The following is a 26,675-nucleotide window of genomic DNA, read 5'->3' on the forward strand; positions in this document are numbered from 1 at the left end:
GGTTTTGAATGAACGACACCTATCTTTCACGCTTTTGGGGGAGTGATTATCAGGTCATTCTCAATGTGGCAGATATCGGCCGTTCGCTGCCGCCTTTTTGGGTGGACATTGCGACTGCGGATCAAAGCCGGAGATTGGAGGCCTTTAGGGCGCTTGTGCGCCAAGTCTTCATTCATATGCCAGAAACGAGCAGTCTTCTTCTGGAGAGAACGACCGATGCCTATCTCGTCAAAGTACGAGACGATGTGGCGCTAGTTGCCGACCGGCAGGCGGACGATCAGGTCTTATCATACAGGGGATTTGCACCGACTGATAAATCCATGTTCGGAGGAAGCGTTGGGGCTTTCTACAAAGCGCTCGACGGCTTCTGCGACTTCCATTCTATGGGCGGTTTACTCCCAGAAAGAGAAATCCGTCCGATAGGCAAGGATGGCAACGAGTATTGGACGGAGCCTTCCTCGAAACTATTCGAGACGGTCAAATCGAAGGACTATTTTCACATATTCAACAGCGGTGGAAAGGGGCAGGGCTATATCAGCCTTCACAGCACCCTCGTTGATGACCCGGAGGGATTGCTTCTCTGGGTTGATGATGACGAGCCCATGACGAACATGGACTTCTGGGATCTTTTCGACAATTGGACCTCCATAGCAATGGAAGACAATTAATCGACGCGGTGTTTTCGAAGCAATCGGAATCAAGCCGCCTTGAGTGGAAGAATTTTACCCTGGAAGCGATAAATCAATTACGGGAGTGGATCAAAGAGAGGAGCAATAGCAGAAACACACAAGGCGAGGCGATCTTTGTCAGATGCACGCAGACTTATGATCCACCGGTTGACACCGATCCCGTGTCCGGGTCGCTGCGAAGCCAGCAAAGGCCAATTCAATTAGCCTTTGACGCTAGCTCCCCCGAAGGTCAGCAATTGCTGAAGCAATTTATGGCTGATGCGTTGAAGGAAGCGCCCCAAATACCAAAACCGCCAATCTCATCATCATCGAGAGCCGTCTCTGTCCTCGAGCGGCTTGGGATGTTTGGCAAGGTCGTCGGGAAAATTGCTGGTCCGCTTGCAATCGTCACTGGCGGAACCGATGAGTTGGACAATGCAATTCTCGCGAATAACGCCGCCGAGGCTGAGCTAAAGAACATTCATCCCATGGGAGCGGATGAAAACGCGCTTTATGATCAGACAAAGAAGCGCATTGCCGATCACATTTACAGCAGGTACGGCACCTTTGTCGGAGCCGATGAAGACTACATTGCCAAAGAACGCAATTATCTCAAAACCATTCTGAAGATCGAGAGATCGAAGAAGCTCGAATTGGCGATGAAGCAGGGCGTGCGGGTCGACACCTCGGATAAAGACGAGTGGCCCTGTGTCGTCGGCCCATACAAGTATGTCAATATGGTCTGCCCGGGTGAGGCGCACCATATCATTCGCGATATGGTCTATCGTCTTGGCTCGGCTCCAAATAGCGAGGCGGAAAAAAACTCCACCGAAGGGCGGATACCAAATTCGCCCGCTTATAATGAAGGACAGGCGATTTGCCTTTCGGAAGGGATGCACCGTACAGATGACGATGCAGTACACTCGTCTCTCAATCCGGCGCTTACGGCGCTGGGAAAGACTTACAATCCACAAGGGACCGCGCCACTTGGGAAAATCAGGGACGAGGCGCACAAGGCTTAGATCAGGTAGAAAGCCTTCCAGAAAAATGTAGGAAAATGGCGAAGCAAGCTGCTGACATGCAAGTAGCAGGCAAAAGGGAACAGCCTGGTCGCACGACAATGCGTCCGCCCAAAATGCCGCGAAATGAAGACGTGATCAAAGTCCTTAACGCAGGGAATATCCGTGATGAAGCCCTTCGACCCATATCGCCTCTATGCCGCCGTTGCCTTGGATCGGAGCACGTTCGCGATCAGCTTCAGCAACAAGGACTATGAGGACATGTACTCATACGTGCTCGTTTATGAGGGGCAATTCGAGCAACCGTGGACGCGATTCGATATGCCGCGCAATATTACCGGCCTGACGGCGCAGCGTGGTTCCGACGGACGACCAGTCGTCCACGCGCTCAGTGACGAGGGAGACGTCTATACCCTGCCTGCTGGCAATCAGAAGCCCTCGAAACTCAAGATCGGCGGTGCGGGCGTCTATTCTGAAGACGCGACCGACCTGGGATACGTCAATGCGATGACGCAGATTGACGATACGTTTCTCGTTACCGGTCATCACTCGCAACTCTACCGAATCGCCGACGACCGCTGGGACTGGTTCCATAAGGACAAGCTGCCTCGAGCGCCCGAAACCTATGACTATCTGAATTTCGGATGCCTGACAGGTACGACGGATACTGACCTATATATGAGCGTCAGCTATTATCCGAAGAATGAGAGGCGGAAGCTTACCGAGGAAGAAAATGCCCGCCATCAAGAACTCGTAAAACAGGGGCGTTACGAAGAGGCATTGGATCTGGAAGAGGCCGCTAAGAAAGCTCCAACACGCGTTATTGAGGGCCGGCTTTACCACTGGGATGGCCAGGATTGGCAGGTTGTCGCCATGCCTCGATCTGGAAAATTCTATCCAGAACCGGCAACGCTCGCCGATATCTTCATTGAGAGCAAAGACAAAGTCTGGGCCGTCGGCGACAATGGTGTGATTCTGGTCGGGAACGCCGACCGTGGATTTCAGGACGTTTCTTTCAAAGGAGATAGTGAAAAGCTCATTTCGATCACCAAGTTCAAAGACCGCATGGTGCTCGCCTCAGACTATGGCCTTCATTGGTTCGACGGACATCTTTTGTCTCCTCTCAAGCCAGTCCTTGATCCGACAGTCAACAAGAACATTCCGACGCCCATCAAAGTTCAGACCGTCGATGATATGCTTTATTACTTCGACGCAAAACACGGTGTGCATAGCTTCGATGGCGAGCGCTGGACCGAAATCGACATTCCATCGGAACTACTGCAGCGTGATTTCAAAGGTTTGTCATCGAAACCGTGAGAAAACTCTCTGTGTAGGTCCATGCGCTGGCGTAAAGGGAGGTACCCATGGGGACGCCTCATGTGACGAAATGGAGTTCCATAAATATCCGGCCGGTGTTTTCTCAAGCGACGGAAACTTTAACCAAGGCTGATATATTGGACGATGAGGACAACTTCGAAGAGCTTTATGGCGAATGGAATCCGAAGCTCTGCGGTGCAGCCATGGCCGACGATGGTCGCTATTTCGCGGCTCTTGTTGGCGGTCCGCGTTGGGACGATCCCTATACCATTATCCTAATGCGTGACGTTGTCGGACAAACCTTCTCTCGCTCAGACGTTCGACGGGAGCTCCGTGATATCCAAGTGCTGCCTGCGACGGATAAGGATGGCGCGCCGTCCTATGTGGCGATCAGCCTCAACGGCGACATATATGTTGTGGGTCCTCAAGGGTCGGAACATTCAGTCATTCCAGGCACCCGGGCCGAATCTGAGGCTGCGCCGGACATCGAATTCAACTCGATCCTTCCATTTGACAATCGTTGGTTAGTGGCAGGCAGTGACGGTTTTCTGAAGCTCGGCAAGGATGCGCTCTGGGAAGAGGCGGCCCCGCCCTTGAAATCGGAGTATCCCTACCGGGAGCCGAAATGGTCGATTCTTGGAGTCAGCGGCGAGGGCGATATTTTCGTGGCTGCAACTCAGGCCGCGGATACACGGTATTTTAATCTCTATCCCGGCCATCCCCTCTATCGCAAGGACATGACGGGAGATGAAGTGCTCGCGCTTCAGAGAAAGCTGTCGGCCGAGCGAAATGCCTTTCCGCAACTGACGACGCTCTTCAGCGGCAAACCTGATGCGTGGAAACAGCATAAATTGCCGCAGCGTATAGCCAGTGCAATATCCGACTACCCGTATGTCGCGAGTTTCGTAAGCGGAGTGAACGGTAGTGACTACGTCATAGGTTCGGACGGACTTGTAATGGAGGGTGTCCCTCCAAGAGGTCTTTCGGAGATTTCGTCAGTTCCCGATCGAGAAAAAAACTTTTTTGGCGGGGCGTTCTGGCAAGGCAACTTAGTTCTTATCGCTGATTCCGAAATATTCCAATTTGATGGTCATCTCGCGAAGACCTTCGCACCGAAGGTAAAGATCAAGCTAGGGTCTCAGAGAGTTCAGCCGTCTGCTGTCTTTTCCCGCAATGAAAGGCTCTATGTCTTCGACTACGGTCTTCGTTACTTCATTTTTGACGGCCAAGAATGGGTGCAACGCGATATACCGGCGGATCTGTCACAGCGACCTTTTAAAGGGAGTAGATAGAGGCAGCGGCGTCGGTGCCGGGGGAGCGAATTCAAAATAATGAGCGAGAAGCTAAAGATCGAATTTACCCGCGCCTGCGCTCGGTCCGAAAATATCGTGATTGTCAACGCAGTGCAGGAGATATCAGACACTTATGATCCCGATTGCCGAATTTACCGCTTTGAGCATGACGGTAAAGTTGGCGAACAATGGTATTATGACAGCTTTAATTTCCACATGCAGGACATAACGTTGTTCCGCAATCCGGATATCGATGATGCGACTGACTATCTGACCTACATGTCTTCGGAGGGCGACGTATACCACGCATGGTGGAAGGGCAATTTTCGCGAGAAAATAAAAGGGGCTGGGACTTGGGTCGATGACGCCAAGGGCTATGTCGCATGTTTGCTATCTCACAGATAGGAAATAGGCTTTATGCGGCGGGGGATGGCGGGCAATTCTACGTGCGCCATGGGCGAGACGGCTGGCGTTTTGTGACGGAGAGCTTGCTCTTCGATCCTGTGAAGTATCGAGAGCAACGCAAAAATCGTCCGAAGACGGATGATCCGGATTATTTGTCCTGGTTGATGGAATCCAAGAAAAGCAAGCCGCGCAACGTTTTATTTAATGGTGTCAAAGGTATCGACGAAGACGCGATCTATTTATGTGGAGAAGAGGGTACCAAACCAATTCTATGCTTCTGGGATGGCGATACGCTTCATGAACTGAATACCCACCTTTCGGAGGCAGCTCTCACCGGCATATATATAGAGAGCCCTGACAGCATCTGGATCTGTGGTCGAGAAGGCGTATTGCTGCACGGCAGCTATGCTCGCGGCTTTACGCCGGTTTCATTGCGATCGCAGCATAATCTTTTTCATATGACTGCACCCTATCGAGGCAAATTGGTCTTGCCATCGAGCACGCGTCCGGGCGGGCTCTTCGAGGTCGATCCGAAGACTTCTGACCTGAAAAGATTTTCTCCGTCGTTGCCGAAATTGCGTGGCGACTACATCTTTTACGCGGGCTGCATTGGCAATATTCTCTGGGTTGTCGGTCAGAAGGACATTTTCCGTTTCGATGGAGCCGAGTGGGAACGGATCGAACATCCAGATCTCTGGAGTATTTGCCGGAAACGGCGGCGCTACGGGGACACATTCGAAAGGCGAGCAATAGCGTGAGAATGTTATCCCGAGCGCGCGCAGCATCCGAGGATGTGCTTTCCATTGTCGCGGTGGTGGAGAATTCCGAAGTCTACCAACCAGACGCACGAGCTTATCAATATCGCCATCAAGCCGATCTTGGTGAATATTGGTATTACGAAAATTTCCCGCTTAGCGTTCAGGATGTCGTCTATTTTACCGACCACAATTCATCTCAGTCTTATTTTGTCCTATTATCAGCGGAAGGCGACGTTTATCACTTCGCATCGCCTGATAGATTCCAGGAGCGGATTGTCGGTGCAGGCACAACGGCGGACGATTCCAAATTCTACGGCAAGATGTTGAAAATCTCCCAGATTGGTGAGCGGCTTTACGCTTGCGGCGCCGGCGGGCAGGTTTACGTGCGTCACGGCCGCGATGACTGGCGAATGCTATCTGACGCGGTGCTGAATGATCCTGAAGCAAAGAAGCGGTTGTTGGAGAGTGGCCCTAGCTTGGGGCAGCCCGGCTGGAAAGAATGGATAATCCAGAAAGCTCTCAATCCAGGTACGCGAGAGGTAGTCTTCTACGATATCAAGGGGCTTTCAGAAGATGCCGTCTATGTGTGTGGAACCGAGCGAGCAAAGCCTGTCCTTTGCTTCTGGGACGGCAGTGAGCTGTATGAAATCAATATTCCGCTGGCTGAAGCTGCGCTGACCGGCATTTATATTGAAAACGCCGAAAGTGTCTGGGTCTGCGGTCGTGAGGGTGTTATTTTGCATGGCAGCCGCAATCGCGGCTTCGCTCCAGTAAACGCCGACACGCGATTGAATCTGTTTCATTCTATCACGCCCTATCGCGACAAGCTCGTCTTGCCAGCGAGCGTCAGGCCGGGCGGCCTTTACGAGCTTGATCCAAGCAGTGGCGAATTTCGCAGATTCCAGCCGCCCCTGCCGCGCCTTATGAGTCGCGACGATCCTGAATCCATTGATGATGGGCCGTTCTTTGCGCAATCTGTCGGAGATGTTTTATGGGTGGTGGCTTCAAAGGACATTTTTCGATTTGACGGTCAGGCTTGGGAGCGGATCAAGCATCCGGACATCTAATTGTTGCCTCGATAAGTCTGAAATCGGAACGACGAGAGTGGGCTAACCAATATCGGGCAGGCATTGACGAGCGCATTTTAGCGAGGTCATGTGTCAGTAGGCTGCTAGTCGCTCAACCATCCACATTACCCGCCTCAAACGTATCCCGCATCGCCCGCAGTATAATCACCGCCGAAGCCGCTCCCGGGTCGATATGCCCGAGCGACCTTTCCCCCAGCCGTGCCGCCCGGCCGCGGGCGGCCACCATGGAGCTGGTGGAATTTGCGCCGGTTTCAGCGGCTTCGAGGATGGCGTTCCACATGGCAGCAACATCGCGTGAACCTGCTTTCGCATCGATGGCGGCCTCGGCGGCGGGGATCCAGGCGTCGAGCATGGTCTTGTCGCCGCGCTGGCCTTTGCCGCGCTGCTGGATGCCAGCGCGCATCTCGTCGATGATCATGGCCTGGCATGCCGGAGAGAGGGATTCGTCCGCCTTCAGTGCCTGCGAGACGCGACGGAAGGCGGTGGCATAGAGCGGGCCAGTCGAGGCGCCGACGGCATCCAGGAAGGCGGACGCAGCGACGGAGAAGATCTCCGAGGGCATTGCCTGCGCAAGATCGAGTTTTGCTAGTTCGGCATTCACCGCCATGAAGCCGAGAGACATGGTGATGCCGTGATCGGCGTCGCCGATCGCGCCATCCAGCTCGGAGAGGCGGTCTTTTTCGGCATTGATCGCAATCGATATGCGCTGAAACATAGTGCCCAGGCATCGCGCGGCTTTTTCCGGCATCGTCTTCCTCCCGGTCCCGGCCATTTCTGTTGTCGCCGGGCACATTTTTATAGCTTCATCCGACCTTCAAGGCGAAGGTGTCGCATGGATGGTGCAGCATTTCGGTCAATTCCTGATCGAGATGCAGGACGGATATGGATGCACCAACCATGTCCAGCGACGTGCAATAATGCCCCACCCAGTTTGCCTCTATCTTGATGTCCTTGGCGCACAGCCTCTGTTCGACGCGGCGGAACAGAATGTAGAGTTCCATTAGCGGCGTCGCGCCGAAGGAGTTGATGAGCACGGCCACCCGATCGCCCGCAACCGGCTTCATTTCCGAGAATATACGGTCCATCACCCGGTCGGTGATCTCGTCGGCGCTCATCATCTTCTCGCGGGTCACGCCGCGTTCGCCGTGAATGCCCATGCCGAATTCGATATCGTCAGGCCCAATTTCGAAGTTGTGGCGTCGCGTCTGCGGCAGGGAGCAAGGCTCCAGCGCAACGCCCATCGTGAACGTCCGGTCATTGGCCTTGCGTGTCACTGCCTCGCATGCGTCGAGCGACAAGCCCTTGTCGCAGGCAGCACCCGCGATCTTGAAAATGAAGAAATTGCCGGCAACCCCACGCCGTCCTTCGCGATCCTCGATCGGCGAGGAGGAGATATCGTCCGTCGTCAGCACGGTGCGAACGTCGATCTGCTGCTCCTGCGCCATTTCGGCGGCCATCTCGAAGTTCATGACGTCGCCGGCGTAGTTGCCATAGACGAAGAGCACGCCTTCGCCGCCGGACGACGCCTTGGCGCATTCGAGGATCGGCGTCGGTGGCGGTGACGAAAAGATGTTGCCGATGGCAACGGCATCGGCGAGCCCCTTGCCGACATAGCCGAGGAAGCAGGGCTCGTGCCCGGTGCCGCCGCCGATCACCAAGCCGACCTTGCCCGGCCTTGGGCCGGTTCGCGCCATCAGTGCGCGGTTCGATCCCTTGATCGGCACGATATGCGAGGCATGTGCCTTGACGATGCCTTCGAGCATCTCGTCGACGACATCGTCGGGATTGTTGAGGAATTTCTTGATATGGGTTCTATAGCTGCTGGGCAGGGCGACGCTATTGTCCACGCGCGGACGCTGCTGGGCTTTCTGATCGAATTCGGTGACGCCATCCGCATTCAGAATGCCGCGCCCGGTGGCCGCGTCGGTTATCAGCACGTTGATATAGCCGCCGCGCAAGGCGGCAAGGATTGCAGGCACCTTGTCGAAGCCGCCCGCGACGGCGATGCGCAGCCCGATGGATCTCAGCATGTCGAGGGATATGCCGATGGTGCGATCATCGAGTGGCCCTGCAACGGGCTGGCCCTTGGCGTCGATGAAACGGCCGGCAAGAACGCCGACGGCATTCTTGGCCAGATAATCCTGCAGGGAGACGGACTCAAAGAAACCGCTGCTGTGAACCGTCGAGTTCGGTCGTAGCGACGCCACGCCGAAGATGGCCTTGTTGGCTTTGGCAAGGGTAGCAAACTGATCCTCGACCAGCGGTTCGCGCAACAAGATCCCGCGAACCTCGGGCGCCGAGACGATCGCAGGAGCGGTGATATTGATGAGCCTGCCGCCTGTCACATTGGCAAAGGCACTGGCACAGAGTTCCGGCGTGTAGGCAAAGAGTGCACGGGTGCCACCGGTTGCCTGGACGATGGTGACATCCTGCAAGTTCGGTACATTGGCCTGCTCCGCGACCGCGAGAACCGTTCGGCCCCAGGCGACGGCAAGCGTGTCGCCGGATTTCAGCAGGCGGGCAATAGCCTGGGCGCCGGCGGTTCCAAGGCGGTCGATCAGCGGTCGCGAACCGTCGTCGCTGGGCACCACGAGACAGTCGTGCAGGCCGAAATGGCGCTTGAGTTCTTGTGCAATGGAGAGCGAACTCAGGCGAGAGGGCTCGAGTGAGATATTGACGATGCCGCGGCTGCGGGCATCGGCGAGATAGCTGTTCACGGTCGCCCGCGAAATGCCCATAATCTCGGCGATGCCGCCTTGGGTCTTGCCATCTTCGTAATAGAGCCAGCAGGCCCAGACATAGGGGTCGTCGCCATAGCGCAAGGGCATGCTATCGGTCGCATCCGGCACGCCCGTCTTGCTTGCACTGTTCTTGCCGACCGAAGATGCTTTGCCTGTCATAATGATTCACTGTTTCCCGTTTTCGCCTGAAGATGAAAGCAATGACGCATGTTTGCAAATGCTTCTTCTTGGGGAAGGGCGGCGCGCGACCCCGTGGTGGAGCACGGGATCGCGCAGCCTTGGGAGAGCCCTGTTATTGCAGCCGTGCGCGCGCGCCTTCCGAAAGCTCCTTCAGGATGATGGCGCAGGAGGTGGCGCCGGCGTCCAAAACGCCAAGCGAACGTTCACCCAACCGGCTGGCGCGGCCGATCTTGGCAACGAGGTTAAGCGTCGAATCGCGACCAGCCTCGGCAGCTGCGACTAATGCATCGAGCGCCTCGGCAAAGGACTTGCCCACAGCATTGGCAGCATCGAACGCCTCGATTGCCGGAACCAGCGTGTCCAGAAGCGTCTTGTCGCCGACTTTGGCGGAACCGATCGACTGGATACCTTCGAGCCCGGCATGCAACGCCTTGCTATAGGCTGCGCTATCGATGGCCTCGATGCCGTCGAGCTTTTCGGCAATCTCGGTGAACATGACGCCGTAGAGCGGGCCCATGGAGCCGCCAATCTCGGTCATCAGTACCGTGCCCAGCGTATCGAGCGAGGCTGACAGCGACTGGTTCTTGCCCTTCAGGCGTTCCGCGGCCATGCCGAAGCCCTTGGCCATGTTGACGCCATGGTCGCCGTCGCCGATCTTGCCGTCGATCTCGCTGAGATAGGCGCGGTTCTCGACGATACGATCGGTCATCGCCAAGACGATATCACCCGATGTTGCATTGTTGAATGTCTGCATGCGTGCGTCCCCCTCAGAGCAGTGTCATGCACTCGACCTCGACGTCCAGAAGCTCTTTCAGCTCCTCGTCGAGTGCCATCACGGTCAGCGTCGCGCCGACCATTTCGAGCGACGTGAAGTAGTTGCCGATATAGGTCTTGTAGATCTTCAGCCCCCGCTCGGAGATCTTCGTCTCGATCGTGTCGTTCAGGATGTAGAGCTCGTTGACCGGTGTCGCGCCGAGGCCTGACACGAGGACGGCCACCTCCGTTCCGGCGGCCAGATTATGATCGTCGAGCACGATCTGGCACATGTCCTCGGCAATCTCCGCCGCCGTCTTCAGCGGCTCGACGCGAACGCCTGGCTCGCCGTGATGGCCGATGCCGACTTCCATCGTGCCGGGCTCGATCTGGAAATTCGGATGACCGACGGCGGGCAGGGTGCAGGGACCGAGGCCAATGCCGACGGAACGGCAATTGTCGATCGCTTTCTGCGCGGTTACGCGGACTTCCTCGAGACTTGCGCCCTTGGAGGCCTTGGCGCCACTGATCTTCCACATGAAGATTTCGCCGGCAACGCCGCGGCGCTTCTCGCGCTCCTCCGGGGGAGCAGAGCAGACATCATCGTTAGCGATGACAGTCGCGACTTCGATCCCGTCCTTGGCGGCAAGCTTCGTTGCCATCTTCACGTTCATATTGTCGCCGGCATAGTTGCCGTAAAGGCAGATAACACCACGGCCGCCATTGGCCTCGCGTATGGCGTCGTGGAAGCTCTTGGCCGTTGGAGACGAAAAAAGCTCGCCGACTGCGACCGCATCCAGCATGTTCTTGCCCGTATAGCCGATGAAGGCAGGCTCGTGACCGGAACCACCGCCGGTGATCACGCCGACCTTGCCGGCATGCGGAGCATCCTTGGCGACGACGACGCGCGGATTGTCTGCTAGACGGACGATATCCGAATGCGCCTTGATGAAGCCTTTTACAGTATCTTCAACGACTTCATCGGGATTGTTGATGAACCGCTGCATGGTCTCTCCTGTCGAAATTGTCGAGCGTTTGCGCTCAAAGAATGGTGTAGCCGCCGTCGATCAGCAGATCGGCGCCGTTGATCATGTCCGCGCCGGACGAGGAGAGGAAAACAGCGGCGGCTGCGATCTCCTGCGGGAAGGCGAAACGGCCTGTGGGGATGCGCTTCTTGGCGGCTTCGCCCTTCTCGCCGGCCCAGGCCTTCTTGCCGAGCTCGGTCAGCACGATGGTCGGCGAGATGGTGTTGACGTTGATGCCGTGTTTGCCCCATTCGGCGGCAAAGGTCTTGGACATGCCGATCACGCCGAACTTGGAGGCGCAGTATGCAACATGCTCTTCGATAGCGACGGTGCCGGCCTGCGAGGCGAGGTTGACGATCTTGCCACCCTTGCCGGCGGCTATCATGGCGCGACCGACGGCCTGCGTGACAAGGAACGTACCCTTGAGGTTGATATTGATCGTCTTGTCCCAGTAGTCGAGCGCAAGATCTTCGGCGGGGGCGAGGAAGACGACGCCGGCGCTGTTGACGGCGATATCGATGCCGCCGAAATGCGCGACGACATCGCTGACCGCCTTGTTGACCGAGGCCGGATCGGACACGTCACAGACGAATGCTTCAGCGCCGCCACCGATTTCGGATGCCTTGGCCTTTGCCATATCGACATTGATATCGAGAACCGCGACTTTCGCGCCCTTGGAGGCGAATGCCGCCGCAACAGCAGCGCCGATGCCGGAGCCGCCGCCCGTGACAAGCGCTGTCTTGCCTGAGAGCGGGAAATTCAAATCAATGTCTGGGGATGTCTCGGTCATCTTTTTCAAGCCTCTGTTTTCGGGGTGCGGCGAGGCGATAGTTCGCCCCGCCGCATTGATCTTACTTGCGGGTTTCAAGCAGCTTGTCGATGTTCTCAGCCGTTACCGGGGTCCACGGAACATTGTAATTCTTCTCCTTGCCGTCGTTGAACGGCATGGCGGGATACTGCTCCCAGATCTTGGATTCCGGCTTGTAGTCGCCCTTCTTGGCGGCAAAGATCGCGAGATCGAGTGCACCCTGAGCCTGCGCGCTGGCGTCCTGCAGGATCGAGGTCATCGTACCCTGCTTGACCGCGTGAAGCGCATCCGTGATGCCGTCGATGCCGGCAATAGCGAAGTCCTTGACGTTAAGCTTGGCAGCCTTGATCGCCTCGATCGCGCCGAGGGCCATCTCGTCGTTCTGACCGATGACGCCGTTGATCTGGCCAGGGTGGGAGGTCAGCCAGTTTTCCATCAGGGTTTGGGCTTCGGCGCGCGACCAGTTGGCGGTCTGGTCTTCCAGCACCTTCACATTCGGGCACTCGGCAAGCGCCTTCTTGTTGCCTTCGAGACGCGAAATCTGCGCCGACTGGCCGATGGGGCCTTCGAGGATGACGACATTGCCCTTGCAGCCGATCTTGTCGAGAACGGTCTTGGCTTCCATGTAGCCGGAGATCGTGTCGTCGGAACCGACATAGGCGGTCAGCAGATCGGAATTGACGCGGGTGTTCGAGCCAACGACCGGAATGCCGGCGTCGTGGGCGGCCTGTACGGCCGTCGCTGCAGCTTCGATATCGATCGGCACGAAGATGATCGCATCGAACTTCTGCGTGATCATCGTGTTGACCTGCTCCTGCTGCACGAGCGCATCATAGCGGCCGTCGAAGATGGTCAGATCGACATCGCCATTCTTGACGGCGGGATGTTCCTTCAGCGCAGCCGACCAGATCTGCATGAATTCGGCATTCAGGCCGTAGGGCGCCGCACCGATTTTCAGCTTCTTGTCTTGGGCGAGGGCAGGTGAGGCCAGAATTGCTGTCGCTGCAGCAAGAGCAATCAATAATTTCTTCATTATAAGTCTCCTCCGTTGAAAGTCCGGCCGTCGTCTTGACGTGCCGTTTGGTTTTCCGAGTGCCAACACTGGAATGTCTTCGGGCTCAACCGCCCAGGTTTCTCTTTTGGTCGAGCATGACGGCGCCGACGATGAGCGCGCCCTTGAGGACCTGCTGGTAGTAGGATTGGATGCCCATCAGATCGAGGCCGTTGTTCATGACGCCGATGATCAGCGCGCCGATCAGTGTGCCGGTGATGCGGCCGACGCCGCCGGAAAGGCTGGTGCCGCCGATGACGACAGCCGCGATCGCGTCGAGTTCGTAGGCGATGCCGGCCTGCGGCAGGGCGGAGCCGGTGCGGGCAGCAAGGATCATGCCTGCCAGACCGGAGAGGCCGCCGGAAATGACGTAAACGAGGAAGCGCAGCTTGCTGACATTGATGCCTGAGGTGATGGCAGCATGTGGATTGCCGCCGACGGCATAGATGTATCGGCCGAAGCGGGTGCGGTTCAGGACCCACCATGCGACGATGAAGACGATGGCAAGCAGGATGACCGGCATCGGGATCGAGAGCACGTTACCCGTGCCGATCCAGCGGAAATCGGGAGTCAGTGCCGGCACAGGCTTGCCGCCGCCATAGATCAGCGTCAGGCCGCGGGAAGCAGAGAGCATGCCGAGCGTCGCGACAAAAGCGGGAACGGCAAAGCGCGAGACGATGAGGCCGACCACGGCGCCACAGGCGACACCAACCAAGAGGCCGGCGGCGAGCGCCACATAGGGCGGATACGGCGCACCGACAATGCCGGCCGTCGCCGAGGTCGTTGCGAAGCTTGCGCTGACAATCCCTGTGAGCGCGACCACGGAGCCGACGGAGAGATCGATACCGCGCGTCAGGATGACGAATGTCATGCCGATCGCGAGCACGCCGTTGATCGAGGTCTGCAGCAAGACGTTGGAAATGTTGCCGGCCGTCAGGAAATACTCATTCGAGAATGAGAGGACGATGGCGAGCAGCAGGAAGGCGAGAAAAATCCCGTATTCCTGAATGATCAATCTGCGTCGGTCCGAGCCGAACCAGGAATTGGACTGATTGTTGTCAGTGGCGGACATTGCAAATACCTCTTATTGCCGGGCGCTTCATTCTTGTCTTCGTGTCCGGTCGTGTTCAGGTCGACAGATGCACGAGCGATTGCGCGTCGGCCTCCTCCCTCTTGAGAATTCCGGCAGATCGTCCCTGGCGCATCACCAGGATGCGGTCGGACATGCCGAGAACCTCGTCTATTTCGGATGAGATCATGATCACGGTGCCGCCTTCGGCGGCGAAGTCGCAGATGATGCGGTAGATTTCGCGCTTGGCGCCGACATCGACGCCGCGTGTCGGCTCATCGAGCAGCAGGACTTTCGGCTTGCGCAGGAACCACTTGCCGAGCACGACCTTCTGCTGATTGCCGCCGGAAAGGCCGGAGACGGGCATGCTGTCGCGTGCCGCCTTGATGCCGAAGCGCTGGATCATGTCCTGGCTGGCGCTGGCCTCGGCCCGGCGATCCATTGAAAAATTCGGGCTCATTTCGGGCAGGCTCGCAAGGCAGATATTGTTGCGAACGCTATCGATCAGGTTGAGGCCGGTCAGCTTGCGATCTTCGGTGACGAAGGCGATGCCGTGCTGCATGGCTTCGGCTGGTTTGCGCACGATGATGGGCTCGCCAGCAAGCTTGATCTGGCCGCCGCTGACGGCATCGACGCCGAATATGCAGTTGAAGATCTCGGTACGGCCGGACCCCATCAGGCCATAAATGCCGAAAATCTCGCCCTTGTGTGCGGTAAAGGAGATGTCGTTGACTTTGCCCTCTGCTGTAAGCCCGGCGACTTCTAGCCCTGGCGTTGCCGTCGGCACATTGGTCTTGATGTATTCCTCGCCAAGTTCGCGGCCGACGATCATGCGGATGAGGCCGGGCCGGTCGATATCGGCAAGCGCGCCGCTGCCGACATAGGACCCGTCGCGAAAGGCCGTGTAGGAATCGGCGATCTGGAAGATTTCGGACAGGCGGTGCGAGACGTAGACAACGCCTTTCCCTTCAGCCTTCAGCCGCTCGATGGTCGCAAACAGCTGCTGCGCTTCCTTCTCGCCGATCGCCGAGGTCGGCTCGTCCATGAAGATCACCTCGGCATCGTGGCTGAGCGCCTTGGCGATCTCGACAAGCTGAACTTGCGCGACCGAGAGGTTCATCATGAATTGCGTGGCGCGGATGTTGAACTGCAGCCGATCGAGGAGCGCCTGCGCGTTACGATTCATTGTCTTGAAATCGATGCCGCCAAGGCGCGCCGATGGCTCGCGGCCAAGATAGATATTCTCCGCAACCGTCATGTGCGGGATGGGACTGAGCTCCTGCTCGATGATGGCAATGCCGGCGGCGAGCGCTTCGGCAGGACTGGCGTAATCCACATCCTTGCCGCGGCGGCGAATGGAGCCGGCATCGCGCTTGTGAATGCCCATCAGGATCTTGAGGAACGTCGATTTGCCCGCACCGTTGCCGCCGCACAAGGCGTGGACGGAGCCGGGACGCAGCTGAAAGCGCCCGTCGCGCAATGCAGCGACGCCGCCAAAGGACTTTTTCAGCCCCTCTACTTCAAGCAGGAATTCCACTTTCCCCTCCGCATTCCGGATGCTGGAGCGAGCCACGACGTCGCCGTCGACTACTGCTCAGCATCGTTTGACAATATTCGAAGTGCTTTCGACAAATGTCAATACGATCGTGCGGAAATCATGGAATTGCGATGTCGCACCTTGCTGTCACAGAGAGAATTCGTTTGAGGATGTACCGATAAGGGTATGTAATTATTGCTGTTGAAAACAGATTATTTAGTGTGGAGGCGGTGAATGGGCCGGCTTCGGAAATGCGGTTTTGACAGGACGCGGCGTATGCGGCATCGATGGAATGCAGCGATTGCGCAGAAAAAAGTGCGTTGTAGACAGGGAGAATCCGCTTAATCCTAAGGTGCTGTGCGGTTTCATCTGATGCCGCTGACGACGGAGCAAAACAGAGATGCATCCATCGAAAATCACCATTCTGTCCTGCAGCATGGACCCGGAAAGCCGGAGCCGCCGCATGGCGCGTGAGGCGGAACACCTATTGCGGGAGAGAGGGGTTGGGGTTGAATTTATCGATCTTCAGGATCTCGAGCTGGCTGTTTTCGACAACTTGAACTGCTATGAGCATCCTTCATACGACAGGCTGTATCGCGCAATTCGCGATGCGGATGGTGTGCTGCTTGCTGTGCCCATTTACAATTGGTCGGTGGGCAGCGCTGCCAAGAGCCTGATCGAGCTTACCGGTGCGACCGGTGAGGGCGGACGAAAATCGGCCTGGTTCGATCAGATCGTCACGTTCGTCTGTTCCGGTGGGCTCCCGCATAGCTATATGGCATATGGAAGCCTCGCCATGTCGCTGATGCTCGATTTCAAATGCGTGATCAATCCCTATGTCGTCTATGCCACGGAGAGGGATTGGATCAATGGCGCCATCCTTTCCGATGCCCTTGCGGCGAGGCTGAAGAAAACGATCGAGGTCAAGCTGGAATTGTCATCGGGCTTAAGGGCCAGAGCATACACCTCCGACTGGGAAATCTAATTGCCTGCCTGCCCCGATTGCATTCGATGCGCCCCATGTTAAGACTATTCGTATTATGACTTAACGCTGACCATAAGAAGCGACTGCGGATGAACAGCGGGAATAGAATCGGGGATCGGGAATGACGACAAATGCCCGGGCGAGGCAAAGGCTGGCACAAAGGGTCATCGATGAATTGCGCACGCAGATCGAGTCCGGCAAGCTTCAGGCAGGCGACCAGCTTCCGACGGAACCGCAGCTCGAAGCGGCCTTCGATGTCAGCCGTACCGTGGTGCGCGAGGCGATTGCCGATCTTCGTGCCGCAGGTCTCGTCAAGCCCGTTCAGGGCAAAGGGGTATTCGTTTCCGAAACGTCGGCACGATCCGGCCTGCTGCTGACGCCTGTCGAAGTCAAAAGCATCCCCGAAACGCTGGAGTTGCTGGAATTCCGCATGGCTGCGGAAGGCGAGGCGGCGGCAATCGCCGCCTATCGCAGAACGGCCGAACAGGAGGCCGCAATTGCTGCCGCCAACCGCAAGATGGCGCTGCTGATAGAGCAGGGGCTCTCGACCGTCGAAGCGGATTATGAATTCCATATGGCGATTGCCGCTGCCACGAACAATCGCTTCTATGTCGATGTACTCCGGCATTTCGGCGCCCGAACCATCCCGCGCAGACAGTTTCCGACATTGCCTGAAGCGAATGATCGCGCCTATCTGGAGAAGGTGCATGCCGAGCATGCGGAAATACTGACGGCGATTGCCGACCAGGACCCTGAGCGGGCGCGTCAGGCGATGCGGGCTCATATGCTGGCGAGCCAGCGACGTTATCGTCTTCTGGCCGAGTTGCAGGCGCAATAATGCTCAACACATGCCATGGTCATATTATGTCATATGATATCAACCGATCGTCGGCGGTTACATCCGACGCTCGGACGAGGTGATTAGTGGTTCAGACGCCTTCCAATGTATCTCGCACATTCGTCTATGTCTCGGCGGCAGTTGCCGGAACGATCGATGCGTACAGGATGGATGCGGCGACGGGCGCGCTCACGCCAATATCCAGCGTTGATGTTGGCCCGATGGTCATGCCCATGGCCGTCAGTCCGGACCGGCGGCATCTCTATGCGGTCCTTCGCGAACAGCCTTACCGGGTATTGACGCTGGCGATCGACCCCGAAAGCGGCAAATTAAGGCAGGAGGCCGTCGCCGCTTTGCCCGACAGCATGGCCTACATCTCCCTCGATCCGACGGGTGGGCTTCTATTCGCTGCTTCCTATGGCGGCAGCAAAATCGCCGTGCTGCTGATCGGCAGGAACGGGTTGGTCACCGCGCAGGCTCAACAAGTGATCGCAACCGGACGCAACGCCCACTCGATCGTCAGTGACCGGACAGGAAAATATGTCTTTGCCACCAATCTCGGCTCTGATGCTGTGCAGCAATTCACTCTCGACGCCGAGACTGGAATACTGAAGCCGAACGATCCGACGCAGGTTGAGACCGGCGCTGGTTTTGGTCCGCGCCACATCGTCATTTCTCCCGACAATAAAGCAGTGTACGTCCTGACCGAACTGACCGGCCATGTCATCCACTATGCGCTCGATACCAATAAGGGCACTTTGAGCGAGATAGAAAGTGTTATTTCCGTTCCTGAGCTTGCCGGGCTGTCACCAGGCATCGCGCCGGCTGGTCCGGCGACATCCGGTGCGCCTGCACCGACCGTGGCTTCAGCAGACAACGACAAGCCGAAGGTCTGGGCCGCAGATATCGGCATTACACCGAACGGCAAATTTCTTTATACGACGGAGAGAACCACCAGCCGGATCGCACTCTTTCGCGTCGACGCAGGCAATGGAAGACTGACCTACGTCACAAACTATCCGACCGAGCAGCAGCCACGCGGCATCCGCATCGATCCATCGGGGCGGTTTCTTGTCGCATCCGGCGAGAAGTCAGACAGGCTGTCGGTCTATGCTATCGACCAAGCCGCCGGCGGTCTCGGCCTGATAGGGCGATATCCGGTCAATGCCGGTGCGAACTGGATAGAGATCGTGACATTTCCTTGAGACGCGTCCGCATGCGGCAAGCATCAAGCCGCTTTCGGGTGAATATCTACACCGCTTTCGCAGCGGTTCCGGCAATCAGGCTTTCGATCTCGGAGGAGGGAAGAGGCCGGGCGAAGAGATAGCCTTGAAGCAGTTCGCATCCGGCGCCCTCGAGAAAACGGGCCTGCGCCTCGGTCTCGACGCCTTCCGCCACGACTTCCAGATCGAGTGTTCTGCCAAGCGATACGATGGCGGAGGTAATGGCCATATCGCCGGGCTTTTCCGGAATATCGGCGATGAAAGATCTATCGATTTTCAACCGGGAAAGTGGAAAGCGCCTGAGGGTACTCAGGCTTGAATATCCGGTGCCGAAATCGTCCATCGCGAGGCTGACTCCCAACTTCTTCAGTTCTTGCATCCGCTCGATGGCTCCTTCGATGTCACGCATGATCAAGCTTTCCGTCAATTCGAGCTCGAGCCACTGTGGATCGAGATGAGCGGATTGCAATGCCGATGCGACCTGGTTCGTCAGCGAGCTCTCCAGGAATTGCCGGGCTGACACGTTGACGCCCATACGTAGTGCGGGCAGGCCGCGATCCTGCCACAGCCGCGCTTGCTGACAGGCTCTGCGCAGAACGATTTCGCCGAGCATGACGATGAGTCCCGTCTCCTCTGCGAGCGGAATGAAGGCGCCTGGAAGCAGCAAGCCTTCGGTAGGATGCTGCCACCGGACGAGGGCCTCGACGCCAATGATCTTGCCGCTGCGAACTTCCTTTTGCGGCTGATAATGGAGCACGAATTCGTCCTGCTCCACGGCACGCCGTAATTCTTCGATACGGATCAGCTTGTTGCGGGCGTCCTCCGCCATGGTCGGCGTGAACAGGCGAATGGCATTGCGTCCCGCTTCCTTGGCTCGATAGAGCGCCATATCGGCATTCGCGAAGAGCTCCGAAGTCGTCGTGCCATGCTCCATGGCGCAAGCCACACCGATGCTACAGCCTACCCGGATCTCGACGCCTTGTACGATCATTGGCTTGGATATGTCTGCCAGGACGGCCGCGAGCCTCTCATATATCGGCTCAGCGGGATCTTCCAGAACGATGATGAATTCGTCACCGCCGATCCTCGCTACGATGCCGCCATTGCCGACATGGGTCGATATGCGCCGCGCGACCACCGTCAGCAATTCATCGCCGGCCGCGTGGCCGAGTGTGTCATTCACCAGCTTGAAATTATCGAGGTCGATGAACGCTACGGCCAGAGACCTTTGTTTCCGTGATGCTTTTTCCAAGAGGGCGCTGAGCCTGCGATCGAGCAGCATGCGGTTCGGCAGGCCGGTGAGCGCGTCATGTTCGGCCAAGTATGCAATATGGGCGATGTCGCGATGGCGATCGATGGCTATGCCGACAGTCTGTGCTATGCCGGCGAAAAATTCCATAAGCCCGGCCTCGTCACCATCGGTTTGCACCGTTACTAGGGCTCCATGCCGGCCGCCGTCTCGCGAAAAAATGGGAAATTCCAGGATATCGCCGGCAAGCGGTTCGGCCTGCTCGCCATTGAGGATGAAGCTCACTCGTCTGCCGTTGAGCAATTCCTCAAGAAGGACCTGAGACTCCCTGAGAAATACGTCGAGATCAACGCCTCGGGCCACATCCTGTAGAAGCTTCGTCTGGGCACTCATCAGTTTTTCTGCCCGCTTTCGAGCGGAGATGTCGCGCGATGCGCCGACGACGCCGATGATATTGCCGTTTCTATCGCGCAGCGGCACCCGCGACATCATGAGCCAGCCTTCGCCCTTGAGGCGCCGCTCTTCGACACCAAGATCGGCCTCGCCGCTCTCCATCACCTGCTGTTCGACTTCTTCGATCTTGTGAGCATCGGCCATGGGGTGAATTTCGGCATCGGTAAGGCCGATCAGCTCATCGACATGCGTGAAGCCATTGTTGAGGACGATCGCCATGTTGGCGAAAAGGAACCGGCCATCCCTGTCCTTGGCATAGATATAGTCCGGCACATAGTTGATCATCGCTTCGAGCCATTCGTAACGCTCGGCGAGAGACAGATATCGAGCCTGAAGCAATTCAAACGGCTCGCGGACCTGCTCATCCTCACCGTCTTGATCTCGGTGCGTCGGCTCTGATGATCCATCCGGCGGTTGCATCATTTATGTTCTCTCACCCAGCAAGCGGACTATATCGGCAGGTAGTTCTGCAACAATGAAAGCGTATAGGCATGTGGACCGTCCTCGCTGGCGAGTTTGGTTTACCCGTTCACGTAAACGTTATCATATAACCGAATTTATAAACATCCGCTCAAGTTTTACAGAAAGAGCGCGCGCCACAATGAGTGCACAGGTGCTGGATTTTCCGGGATGAACCGTCGGTGATGAGTGCCATTGCGGGTAGGGGACAAAACCGGCTAAAGCGCAGGTAGTGGAAACGCGGATTCGCAAGGATAAAATAGTATGCGCGTGAGCAAAGCCGTAACAAGCGGCAATCTTGTGCTTGCCGGCATGCTGATGATGCTTCTCGGCGACTTCCTGTTTTCGCTGAACGATGCCATGGGCAAGTGGCTGGTTGCGAGCTTCTCCGTAGGCCAGATTCTGGTGATACGCTCGTTCGGTTCGTTCATTATCCTGGCGCCGATGATCGCTCGGCAGGGCAGCGACGCGCTTTTTCGCCTCGAACGGCCGCCGCTGCAGCTTCTGCGTGTTGTCATGACAACGCTCGACGTTGCTCTCTTTTACGCCGCTGTCGCTTATCTGCCGCTGGCCGATGTGATGACCTTCTATATGGCCGGGCCCATTTATGTAGCGGCGATCTCGCATTTCTTTCTCAATGAAAAGATCGGTTGGCGGCGCTGGCTGGCGGTATTCGTCGGCTTTATCGGCGTATTGATCGCTCTCCGACCTTCTGCGGCAATGTTTTCCTGGCCATCGCTTTTCGGCCTTGGCGGCAGCCTCTCATTCGCTTTGACCCTGGTGCTCGGGCGACGGCTGCGGCAGACGCGGGATGCGACTCTCGTCGCGTGGCAGACGGTCGGTGCGCTCATTGCCGGACTGGTACTCAGCATTGGCGACTGGCGTTCCGCCTCAGCGCTCGATCTTGGCGCCATGCTCGCCCTCGGCATCGTCGCCGGCAGCGCCCATATGCTGATAACCCGATCCCTGAAACTTGCTCCGGCATCGCTATTAGCTCCGCTGCAATACAGCCTGCTGGTCTGGGCAATCGTGCTAGGCTTCGTTTTCTTCGGCGATATTCCGGACACCCAGATTGTCATCGGCTCCGTCATCATCGTCCTTGCCGGGCTGTTCATCTTCCATCGGAAGAATTTGGTCGATACGGTCCCGAAAGATGCAGTTGCTCGGGATGGGCATTGAGGCAGTCGCATCGCATGGCAATCTGCCCGGTGGAGAAGCTAACCCAAGTGCACGCCTGTTTTGCAGGGTAGGGGATCACCCCTCTTCCTGCAAATGCGCCATGAACACTTCAGTCGGTGTCCTGTATCCGAGGCATTTGCGCGGTTGATCGTTGATATGGCGCGTGAGATGGAGAAGGTCGCGTTGTGACACAATTGCCAGGTCTGTGGTGCCTGGCAGGAAACGTCGAACGCGCTTGTTGGTGTTCTCGACGGCTCCTTTTTGCCACGGTGCACTTGGGTCGCAAAACCAGCTATGCGCGCCGATCCCTTCTTCCAAAGCCCTGAATCCGGCAAACTCGGTACCGCGATCAAACGTGAAGCTCTGACGCGCAAAGGCTGGCAAAGGCGAAAACGCTCTGATGATCTTGTCCATGATCGGGCGAGAATGCCGGCTTGGATTCTTGATGAGAACGGTGTAGCGGCTCTTTCGCTCGACCAGTGAGGTGACGTTGGCAAGGCCAAAGTCACGCTCGAAGATCAACAGGTCGCCCTCCCAGTGTCCGAACTGAGACCGATCACTAATAAAATCAGGCCGTTGTGATATCCTGTGACTGGCGGGGAATACGCTGTTTCGTGGCTTTCTGGAGCCACGAGGGCGACGCTTGCGGCGTGCCTCCGGTAAATAGCGATAAAGACCAAGCCCGTAATCTTCCTTGCCGTAGATGAAGCGATAGATCGTCTCGGCGCAGATGCGAACCATGCTGACGCTGTCTGCCAGGAGACGGCCGGCAATCTGTTCCGGCGACCAATAGGCCTCCAGTTTCTCAATGACCATGCGACGCAGATGCGGATGGCGTCGAAGCTTTCGCAAGCGCCGTCGGCGTTCTTTAGCAATGTCGTCAGCGACCGTCGAGAAGTAGCCGCTGTATTCGGGAAGCTCGCGGTCATGGAACGTGTTGCGTCTAATCTCACGATAGATGGTCGAACGATGGCGCCCGAGCTGACGGGCCATCTCGTTGATCGGCACCTTGCGCTCGACGAGGTAATGAAGGCGACGGCGGTCGGCGAGGGTCAATTGCGAATAGCAGCGGGACATGCGAAAATCTCCAAAGTGAAGCCATTGAAATCATTGGCATGTCGCACTTGAAAATAGAATGTACCCCTCTACAGCCGCAAATCAGATAATCTGTGTTATGGAACATAAGCCGATCCGGCGAGCCTTGTCTTTTAGGGCGAAACGGATTTCATCAAATGGCTATTCTTCGGGATAATGCGTGGCTCTCTGATGAGTTTCAGTGATCGGCTTCGCGAGCGTCGTCCGCGCTCACCAGCAGCTTGTCGATCCTGCGGCCGTCGAGATCGACGACCTCGAAGCGCCAGCCGCTCTTCGAGAAACTTTCGCCCACATCCGGAAGATGGCGCAGCTCTTGCAGCACGAAGCCTGCGACCGTCTGGTAGTCGCGATCGCCCTCGATTTGCAGGTTCATGAAGTCGGCGAACTCGTCTATGGGCATCCAGCCGGATACGAGATAGCTGCCGTCGTGGCGACGGACGAGAGCCTGCTCGCCGTCGGCATCGGTTTCCTCCTGAACAGCTCCCAGGATGGCTTCGAGGATATCGCCCGATGTGATGACACCTTCGAAGTGACCGTATTCGTCGTAGACGAGCACCATGTGTGAAGAAGAGCGACGCAGCGCCTTGACCACGTCAAGGGCGCTGGAAAGGTCCGAAACGATCGGCACCTGTTTGGCAAGCTTCAGGATGTCCGCCTGACCGCCAGAAGCCAGCGCATCGAAGAAATCCTTGGTGGTCAGCACGCCAATGATTTCATCGGAGCTATCCTTACGCAGCGGCAGCCGTGCCTTGTCGGTGCGGCGAAGCTGTTCGCGAACATCATCGAAACCGTCTTCGATATCGATGACCTCCACGTCGCGTCGCGGGGTCATCAATGCTCTTGCGGTGCGGTCGGCCAATCGCATGACACCCGAGATCATCGCCTGCTCTTCCGTAGCGATGACGCCGGCGCTCTGTGCCTCTGCAAGAACCGTTTTGATTTCCTCGTCGCTGACGCCATCGGCAGCCTTGCCGGATTGCCCAAGTGCCCTCAGAACCAGCCGTCCCGAGAGATCGAGCAACCAGACAAGCGGGGCCGCAGCCCGGGAAAGAAACACCATGGCCGGCGCAACCTTGCTGGCGACCGCTTCCGGCGCTCGCAGAGCAACCTGCTTCGGCACGAGCTCGCCGATGATCAGCGATAGATAGGTAATGGCGACCACGACGGAACCGACGCCGATGGCGTCGGCGGCTGCAACCGAAAGACCTTGCGCGGCAAGCCAGCTCGACAGCCGAGCGCCGAGTGTGGCGCCTGAGAACGCGCCGGACAGGACGCCGACGAGCGTGATGCCGATCTGCACCGTTGAAAGGAAGCGGCCCGGCTCTTCAGCCAGCCTCATCGCCATGCTCGCACCTCTGCTGCCTTGGTCGGAAAGCACTTTCAGGCGGGCAGGACGGGATGAGACGATCGCCAATTCCGACATGGCAAGCACGCCGTTCAGGAGTGTGAGGACAATGACGATAGAAATTTCGAGAAGCAAAATCAGCCCTTTTTGGTTGCAGCGGAAAGATAGGTGGCAAAGGCTGCAAAAGCCAGGGTCCCGCGAATATGATTTCCACGATGCCACTATTGAGGGCAGTTCGCGAAGCTACCGCATGGCCGGCAGAATCTCCGCTGCGATCTCTTCAATGACCTCGCCGGGCGGTCTGCCCTGGGTAACGAGGTTGAAGGCGACATGATGGATGCCGGCTTCACGCATCGCCGACAAAGCGTCGATCAGCCCTCGCCTGCCGGCTCTGACGCCGAGATTGATCTCCTCATAAGAGGCCTGAGGATTTTCGAGCAAATCCAGGACCATGGACTGACCGAAGCCGCGAAAATCAGCGGTGACCTTAGCCCGGGCATTGTGCCAAAGCGCCAACCGGTCTCTCTGAACGGGTAGCGGCCGGTAATAGGTCATCCAGGCTTTTGCGTGGCGGGCAATCCATTCGAGCGATTGCGACGATGAACCCACCGCCACCATGGGAATGGGCGGTTGTCGCAGCGCAGGCCTGATGGCGAACTCGTTTCGCACGCGACCGCCTTCATCAACGACCTTTTGATCCGGGCTAAGCGCAACGGCGAGGCGCTCCCAATGCGATTGAAAGAGCGCTTTGCGGTTCTCAATATCCTCTCCGAAAACGTCATATTCGCTCGGCCGGTCTCCCGAGCCGAGGCCGAGGACCAACCGACCTTTCGAAAGGGAGGCGACGGACAGTGCGGCCTTGGCGATATGGAGCGGATGCCGTAAAGGCAGCACGATTGCACCCGTCGCCAGGGCGATCCTGGATGTGGAAGCGGCTAGAGCTCCGAGGAGGACCCAGGGATCGGCATGCCCGATCGGATCAGGATAGCTTTCGCTGTTAAGAGGGACATCCCTCACCCACAGCGCATCGAAGCCTAGTTTATCGGCTTGGGCTGCGATGCCGAGCTGAGCATCGAACTCTATGTCGGCAGCAGTTCTCGTTTGCGCCGGCAGGACTATGCCGAATGAAAGCCTATCTGGATGGAAAAGCACGCCGCACCCCGAAATTTATATCCTTGCCGAGGAGATAAGGAGGCTTGCGCTTGAGGAAAAGGGGCGCGTGAAGCGTAGGGTGATTGTGCGAGGCAAGTAGTCCGCCCTGTGGAGCGGACTGTCATTGTGTGACGGGTCCAGTGCGGATCCGTGATCCCGGGCCGATGTTCAGCTCGCGGTGATGCATTGCTTGACGTAGTCGCGCAATGCTTTCTTCTCCAGACCTTTGGCGGTGCCTTCGTCATGGCAGGTCTTGCGTTTTGCCAGGACCGGATACTTCTGCTGCAGGCAGCTTTTGACTGCGTCCTTGCGCGCCTCGCCCTTGAGGCCCTGCCCCGTTGCATCCTGTCGGCAGGCTTGCCGTGCCGTCTTGATCTCGTCCCTCGACGGCATCGTCGATGATGGCGTCGATGTGGAAGGCGTCGTGGCGGGAGCTGGCGTTGCAGTCGTCGCAGGTGTCGTCGTCTGGGCGAAGACGACGGTTGCGGAAGATAGAGCGAAAAGAGCAGCGGCGGTCGCACTTAGCAGCTTGCTGGTCATGGGCATATCCTTTTGCCTGAAGGCTATTCATGTTCAAGCCGCCGACCCCATCACGAGGCCGGCGTCCTTCTTGAACGGTGGTCATCGGCTTATCCGTCGTTCGGACTGCCAAAAAACCTCCAGCAAGGTCCCTGCAACGTCAATACAGCACGACGCTGCGGATACTTTCGCCCGAATGCATGAGCTCGAAGCCCTTGTTGATGTCTTCGAGCGGCATGGTGTGGGTGATCATCGGATCGATCTCGATCTTGCCCTCCATGTACCAGTCGACGATCTTCGGGACATCGGTGCGGCCACGGGCGCCGCCGAAGGCCGTGCCCATCCACGAGCGGCCGGTGACGAGCTGGAACGGACGCGTGGAAATCTCTTGGCCGGCGCCGGCAACGCCGATGACGACCGACTTGCCCCAGCCGCGATGCGAGGCTTCCAGCGCCTGGCGCATCACC

24 protein-coding genes and 1 pseudogene are annotated in these 26,675 nt (G+C 57.5%); 11 read left to right on the forward strand and 14 right to left on the reverse strand.

The genetic code is table 11. The features are described 5' to 3' along the window. Positions 1-8: 8 nt before the first annotated feature. From AC13RM_RS17260 to AC13RM_RS17290, 7 genes are all read left to right on the forward strand, one after another. Positions 9-668 carry a hypothetical protein gene (locus tag AC13RM_RS17260; protein WP_374820507.1) on the forward strand — a complete coding sequence of 220 codons (660 nt, stop codon included), beginning with the start codon at positions 9-11 and terminating at the stop codon, positions 666-668. Beyond that, a complete protein-coding gene (locus tag AC13RM_RS17265) occupies positions 638-1,690 on the forward strand; it encodes a hypothetical protein (protein WP_374820508.1) in 1,053 nt (350 codons plus the stop codon). The genes AC13RM_RS17260 and AC13RM_RS17265 overlap by 31 nt, the downstream gene beginning before the upstream one ends. Positions 1,691-1,855: 165 nt before the next feature. Next, positions 1,856-3,004 carry a hypothetical protein gene (locus tag AC13RM_RS17270; RefSeq protein ID WP_374820509.1) on the forward strand — a complete coding sequence of 383 codons (1,149 nt, stop codon included), beginning with the start codon at positions 1,856-1,858 and terminating at the stop codon, positions 3,002-3,004. A gap of 47 nt (positions 3,005-3,051) precedes the next feature. Next, entirely contained in the window at positions 3,052-4,296 is a 1,245-nt protein-coding gene (locus tag AC13RM_RS17275) for a hypothetical protein (protein ID WP_374820511.1), read from the forward strand. 39 nt (positions 4,297-4,335) lie between these two features. Continuing rightward, entirely contained in the window at positions 4,336-4,701 is a 366-nt protein-coding gene (locus tag AC13RM_RS17280; RefSeq protein WP_374820513.1) for a hypothetical protein, read from the forward strand. Next, positions 4,680-5,459 carry a hypothetical protein gene (locus AC13RM_RS17285; RefSeq protein WP_374820515.1) on the forward strand — a complete coding sequence of 260 codons (780 nt, stop codon included), beginning with the start codon at positions 4,680-4,682 and terminating at the stop codon, positions 5,457-5,459. The genes AC13RM_RS17280 and AC13RM_RS17285 overlap by 22 nt, the downstream gene beginning before the upstream one ends. Positions 5,460-5,494: 35 nt before the next feature. Then, positions 5,495-6,526, forward strand: a complete 1,032-nt coding sequence (locus AC13RM_RS17290) for a hypothetical protein (protein ID WP_374820517.1) — start codon at positions 5,495-5,497, stop codon at positions 6,524-6,526. A 112-nt stretch (positions 6,527-6,638) separates the two neighbouring features. Here AC13RM_RS17290 and dhaL (AC13RM_RS17295) read toward each other — a convergent pair whose 3' ends face one another. From dhaL (AC13RM_RS17295) to AC13RM_RS17330, 8 genes are all read right to left on the reverse strand, one after another. Further along, positions 6,639-7,295, reverse strand: coding sequence for a dihydroxyacetone kinase subunit DhaL (gene dhaL / locus AC13RM_RS17295; RefSeq protein WP_488555333.1), 657 nt, complete (start codon positions 7,293-7,295; stop codon positions 6,639-6,641). A gap of 55 nt (positions 7,296-7,350) precedes the next feature. Next, entirely contained in the window at positions 7,351-9,447 is a 2,097-nt protein-coding gene (locus tag AC13RM_RS17300; protein ID WP_488555334.1) for a bifunctional sugar-binding transcriptional regulator/dihydroxyacetone kinase subunit DhaK, read from the reverse strand. A gap of 133 nt (positions 9,448-9,580) precedes the next feature. Beyond that, positions 9,581-10,222: a dihydroxyacetone kinase subunit DhaL gene (gene dhaL, locus AC13RM_RS17305; RefSeq protein ID WP_095436439.1), complete on the reverse strand. Its 642-nt coding sequence runs from the start codon at positions 10,220-10,222 to the stop codon at positions 9,581-9,583. A gap of 13 nt (positions 10,223-10,235) precedes the next feature. Beyond that, positions 10,236-11,228, reverse strand: coding sequence for a dihydroxyacetone kinase subunit DhaK (locus tag AC13RM_RS17310; protein WP_488555335.1), 993 nt, complete (start codon positions 11,226-11,228; stop codon positions 10,236-10,238). A gap of 34 nt (positions 11,229-11,262) precedes the next feature. Beyond that, a complete protein-coding gene (locus AC13RM_RS17315; RefSeq protein ID WP_488555336.1) occupies positions 11,263-12,036 on the reverse strand; it encodes an SDR family oxidoreductase in 774 nt (257 codons plus the stop codon). A 61-nt stretch (positions 12,037-12,097) separates the two neighbouring features. Beyond that, positions 12,098-13,087 (reverse strand): substrate-binding domain-containing protein, encoded by a 990-nt coding sequence (locus AC13RM_RS17320; protein ID WP_488555337.1) that lies wholly within the window; start codon positions 13,085-13,087, stop codon positions 12,098-12,100. 85 nt (positions 13,088-13,172) lie between these two features. Then, the gene (locus AC13RM_RS17325; protein WP_488555338.1) at positions 13,173-14,177 is read right to left on the reverse strand and encodes an ABC transporter permease; all 1,005 of its coding nucleotides are present in this window, start codon (positions 14,175-14,177) and stop codon (positions 13,173-13,175) included. Positions 14,178-14,232: 55 nt separating this feature from the next. Then, positions 14,233-15,711, reverse strand: coding sequence for a sugar ABC transporter ATP-binding protein (locus AC13RM_RS17330; RefSeq protein ID WP_374820530.1), 1,479 nt, complete (start codon positions 15,709-15,711; stop codon positions 14,233-14,235). Between the two features lie 400 nt (positions 15,712-16,111). Here AC13RM_RS17330 and AC13RM_RS17335 point away from each other — a divergent pair, with 400 nt between their 5' ends. The 3 genes from AC13RM_RS17335 to AC13RM_RS17345 all read left to right on the forward strand — a co-directional run bounded on the left by AC13RM_RS17335 (position 16,112) and on the right by AC13RM_RS17345 (position 18,739). Next, on the forward strand, positions 16,112-16,696 hold the full coding sequence (locus AC13RM_RS17335) for an NADPH-dependent FMN reductase (protein ID WP_285177505.1): 585 nt from the start codon (positions 16,112-16,114) through the stop codon (positions 16,694-16,696). A gap of 121 nt (positions 16,697-16,817) precedes the next feature. Then, a complete protein-coding gene (locus tag AC13RM_RS17340) occupies positions 16,818-17,534 on the forward strand; it encodes a FadR/GntR family transcriptional regulator (protein ID WP_374820532.1) in 717 nt (238 codons plus the stop codon). Positions 17,535-17,620: 86 nt separating this feature from the next. Then, a complete protein-coding gene (locus tag AC13RM_RS17345; RefSeq protein ID WP_374820534.1) occupies positions 17,621-18,739 on the forward strand; it encodes a lactonase family protein in 1,119 nt (372 codons plus the stop codon). A gap of 46 nt (positions 18,740-18,785) precedes the next feature. Here AC13RM_RS17345 and AC13RM_RS17350 read toward each other — a convergent pair whose 3' ends face one another. Then, a complete protein-coding gene (locus AC13RM_RS17350) occupies positions 18,786-20,882 on the reverse strand; it encodes a putative bifunctional diguanylate cyclase/phosphodiesterase (protein ID WP_374820536.1) in 2,097 nt (698 codons plus the stop codon). 300 nt (positions 20,883-21,182) lie between these two features. On the opposite strand from AC13RM_RS17350, the gene AC13RM_RS17355 reads away from it, so the two are divergent. After that, positions 21,183-22,097 carry a DMT family transporter gene (locus tag AC13RM_RS17355; RefSeq protein ID WP_285177501.1) on the forward strand — a complete coding sequence of 305 codons (915 nt, stop codon included), beginning with the start codon at positions 21,183-21,185 and terminating at the stop codon, positions 22,095-22,097. Between the two features lie 75 nt (positions 22,098-22,172). Here AC13RM_RS17355 and AC13RM_RS17360 read toward each other — a convergent pair whose 3' ends face one another. The 5 genes and pseudogenes from AC13RM_RS17360 to AC13RM_RS17380 form a co-directional block, all read right to left on the reverse strand. Next, positions 22,173-23,174 (reverse strand): IS30 family transposase, encoded by a 1,002-nt coding sequence (locus tag AC13RM_RS17360; RefSeq protein ID WP_488555339.1) that lies wholly within the window; start codon positions 23,172-23,174, stop codon positions 22,173-22,175. A gap of 196 nt (positions 23,175-23,370) precedes the next feature. Next, positions 23,371-24,672: a hemolysin family protein gene (locus AC13RM_RS17365; RefSeq protein ID WP_488555340.1), complete on the reverse strand. Its 1,302-nt coding sequence runs from the start codon at positions 24,670-24,672 to the stop codon at positions 23,371-23,373. A 108-nt stretch (positions 24,673-24,780) separates the two neighbouring features. Then, positions 24,781-25,689, reverse strand: a complete 909-nt coding sequence (locus AC13RM_RS17370; protein ID WP_488555341.1) for a TIGR03571 family LLM class oxidoreductase — start codon at positions 25,687-25,689, stop codon at positions 24,781-24,783. 168 nt (positions 25,690-25,857) lie between these two features. Then, on the reverse strand, positions 25,858-26,229 hold the full coding sequence (locus tag AC13RM_RS17375; RefSeq protein ID WP_113233278.1) for a PsiF family protein: 372 nt from the start codon (positions 26,227-26,229) through the stop codon (positions 25,858-25,860). A 139-nt stretch (positions 26,230-26,368) separates the two neighbouring features. After that, positions 26,369-26,675: pseudogene (locus AC13RM_RS17380) on the reverse strand (S-(hydroxymethyl)glutathione dehydrogenase); the annotation flags it as partial.

It is taken from the genome of Martinezella sp. CNPSo 3732 (assembly GCF_057784515.1).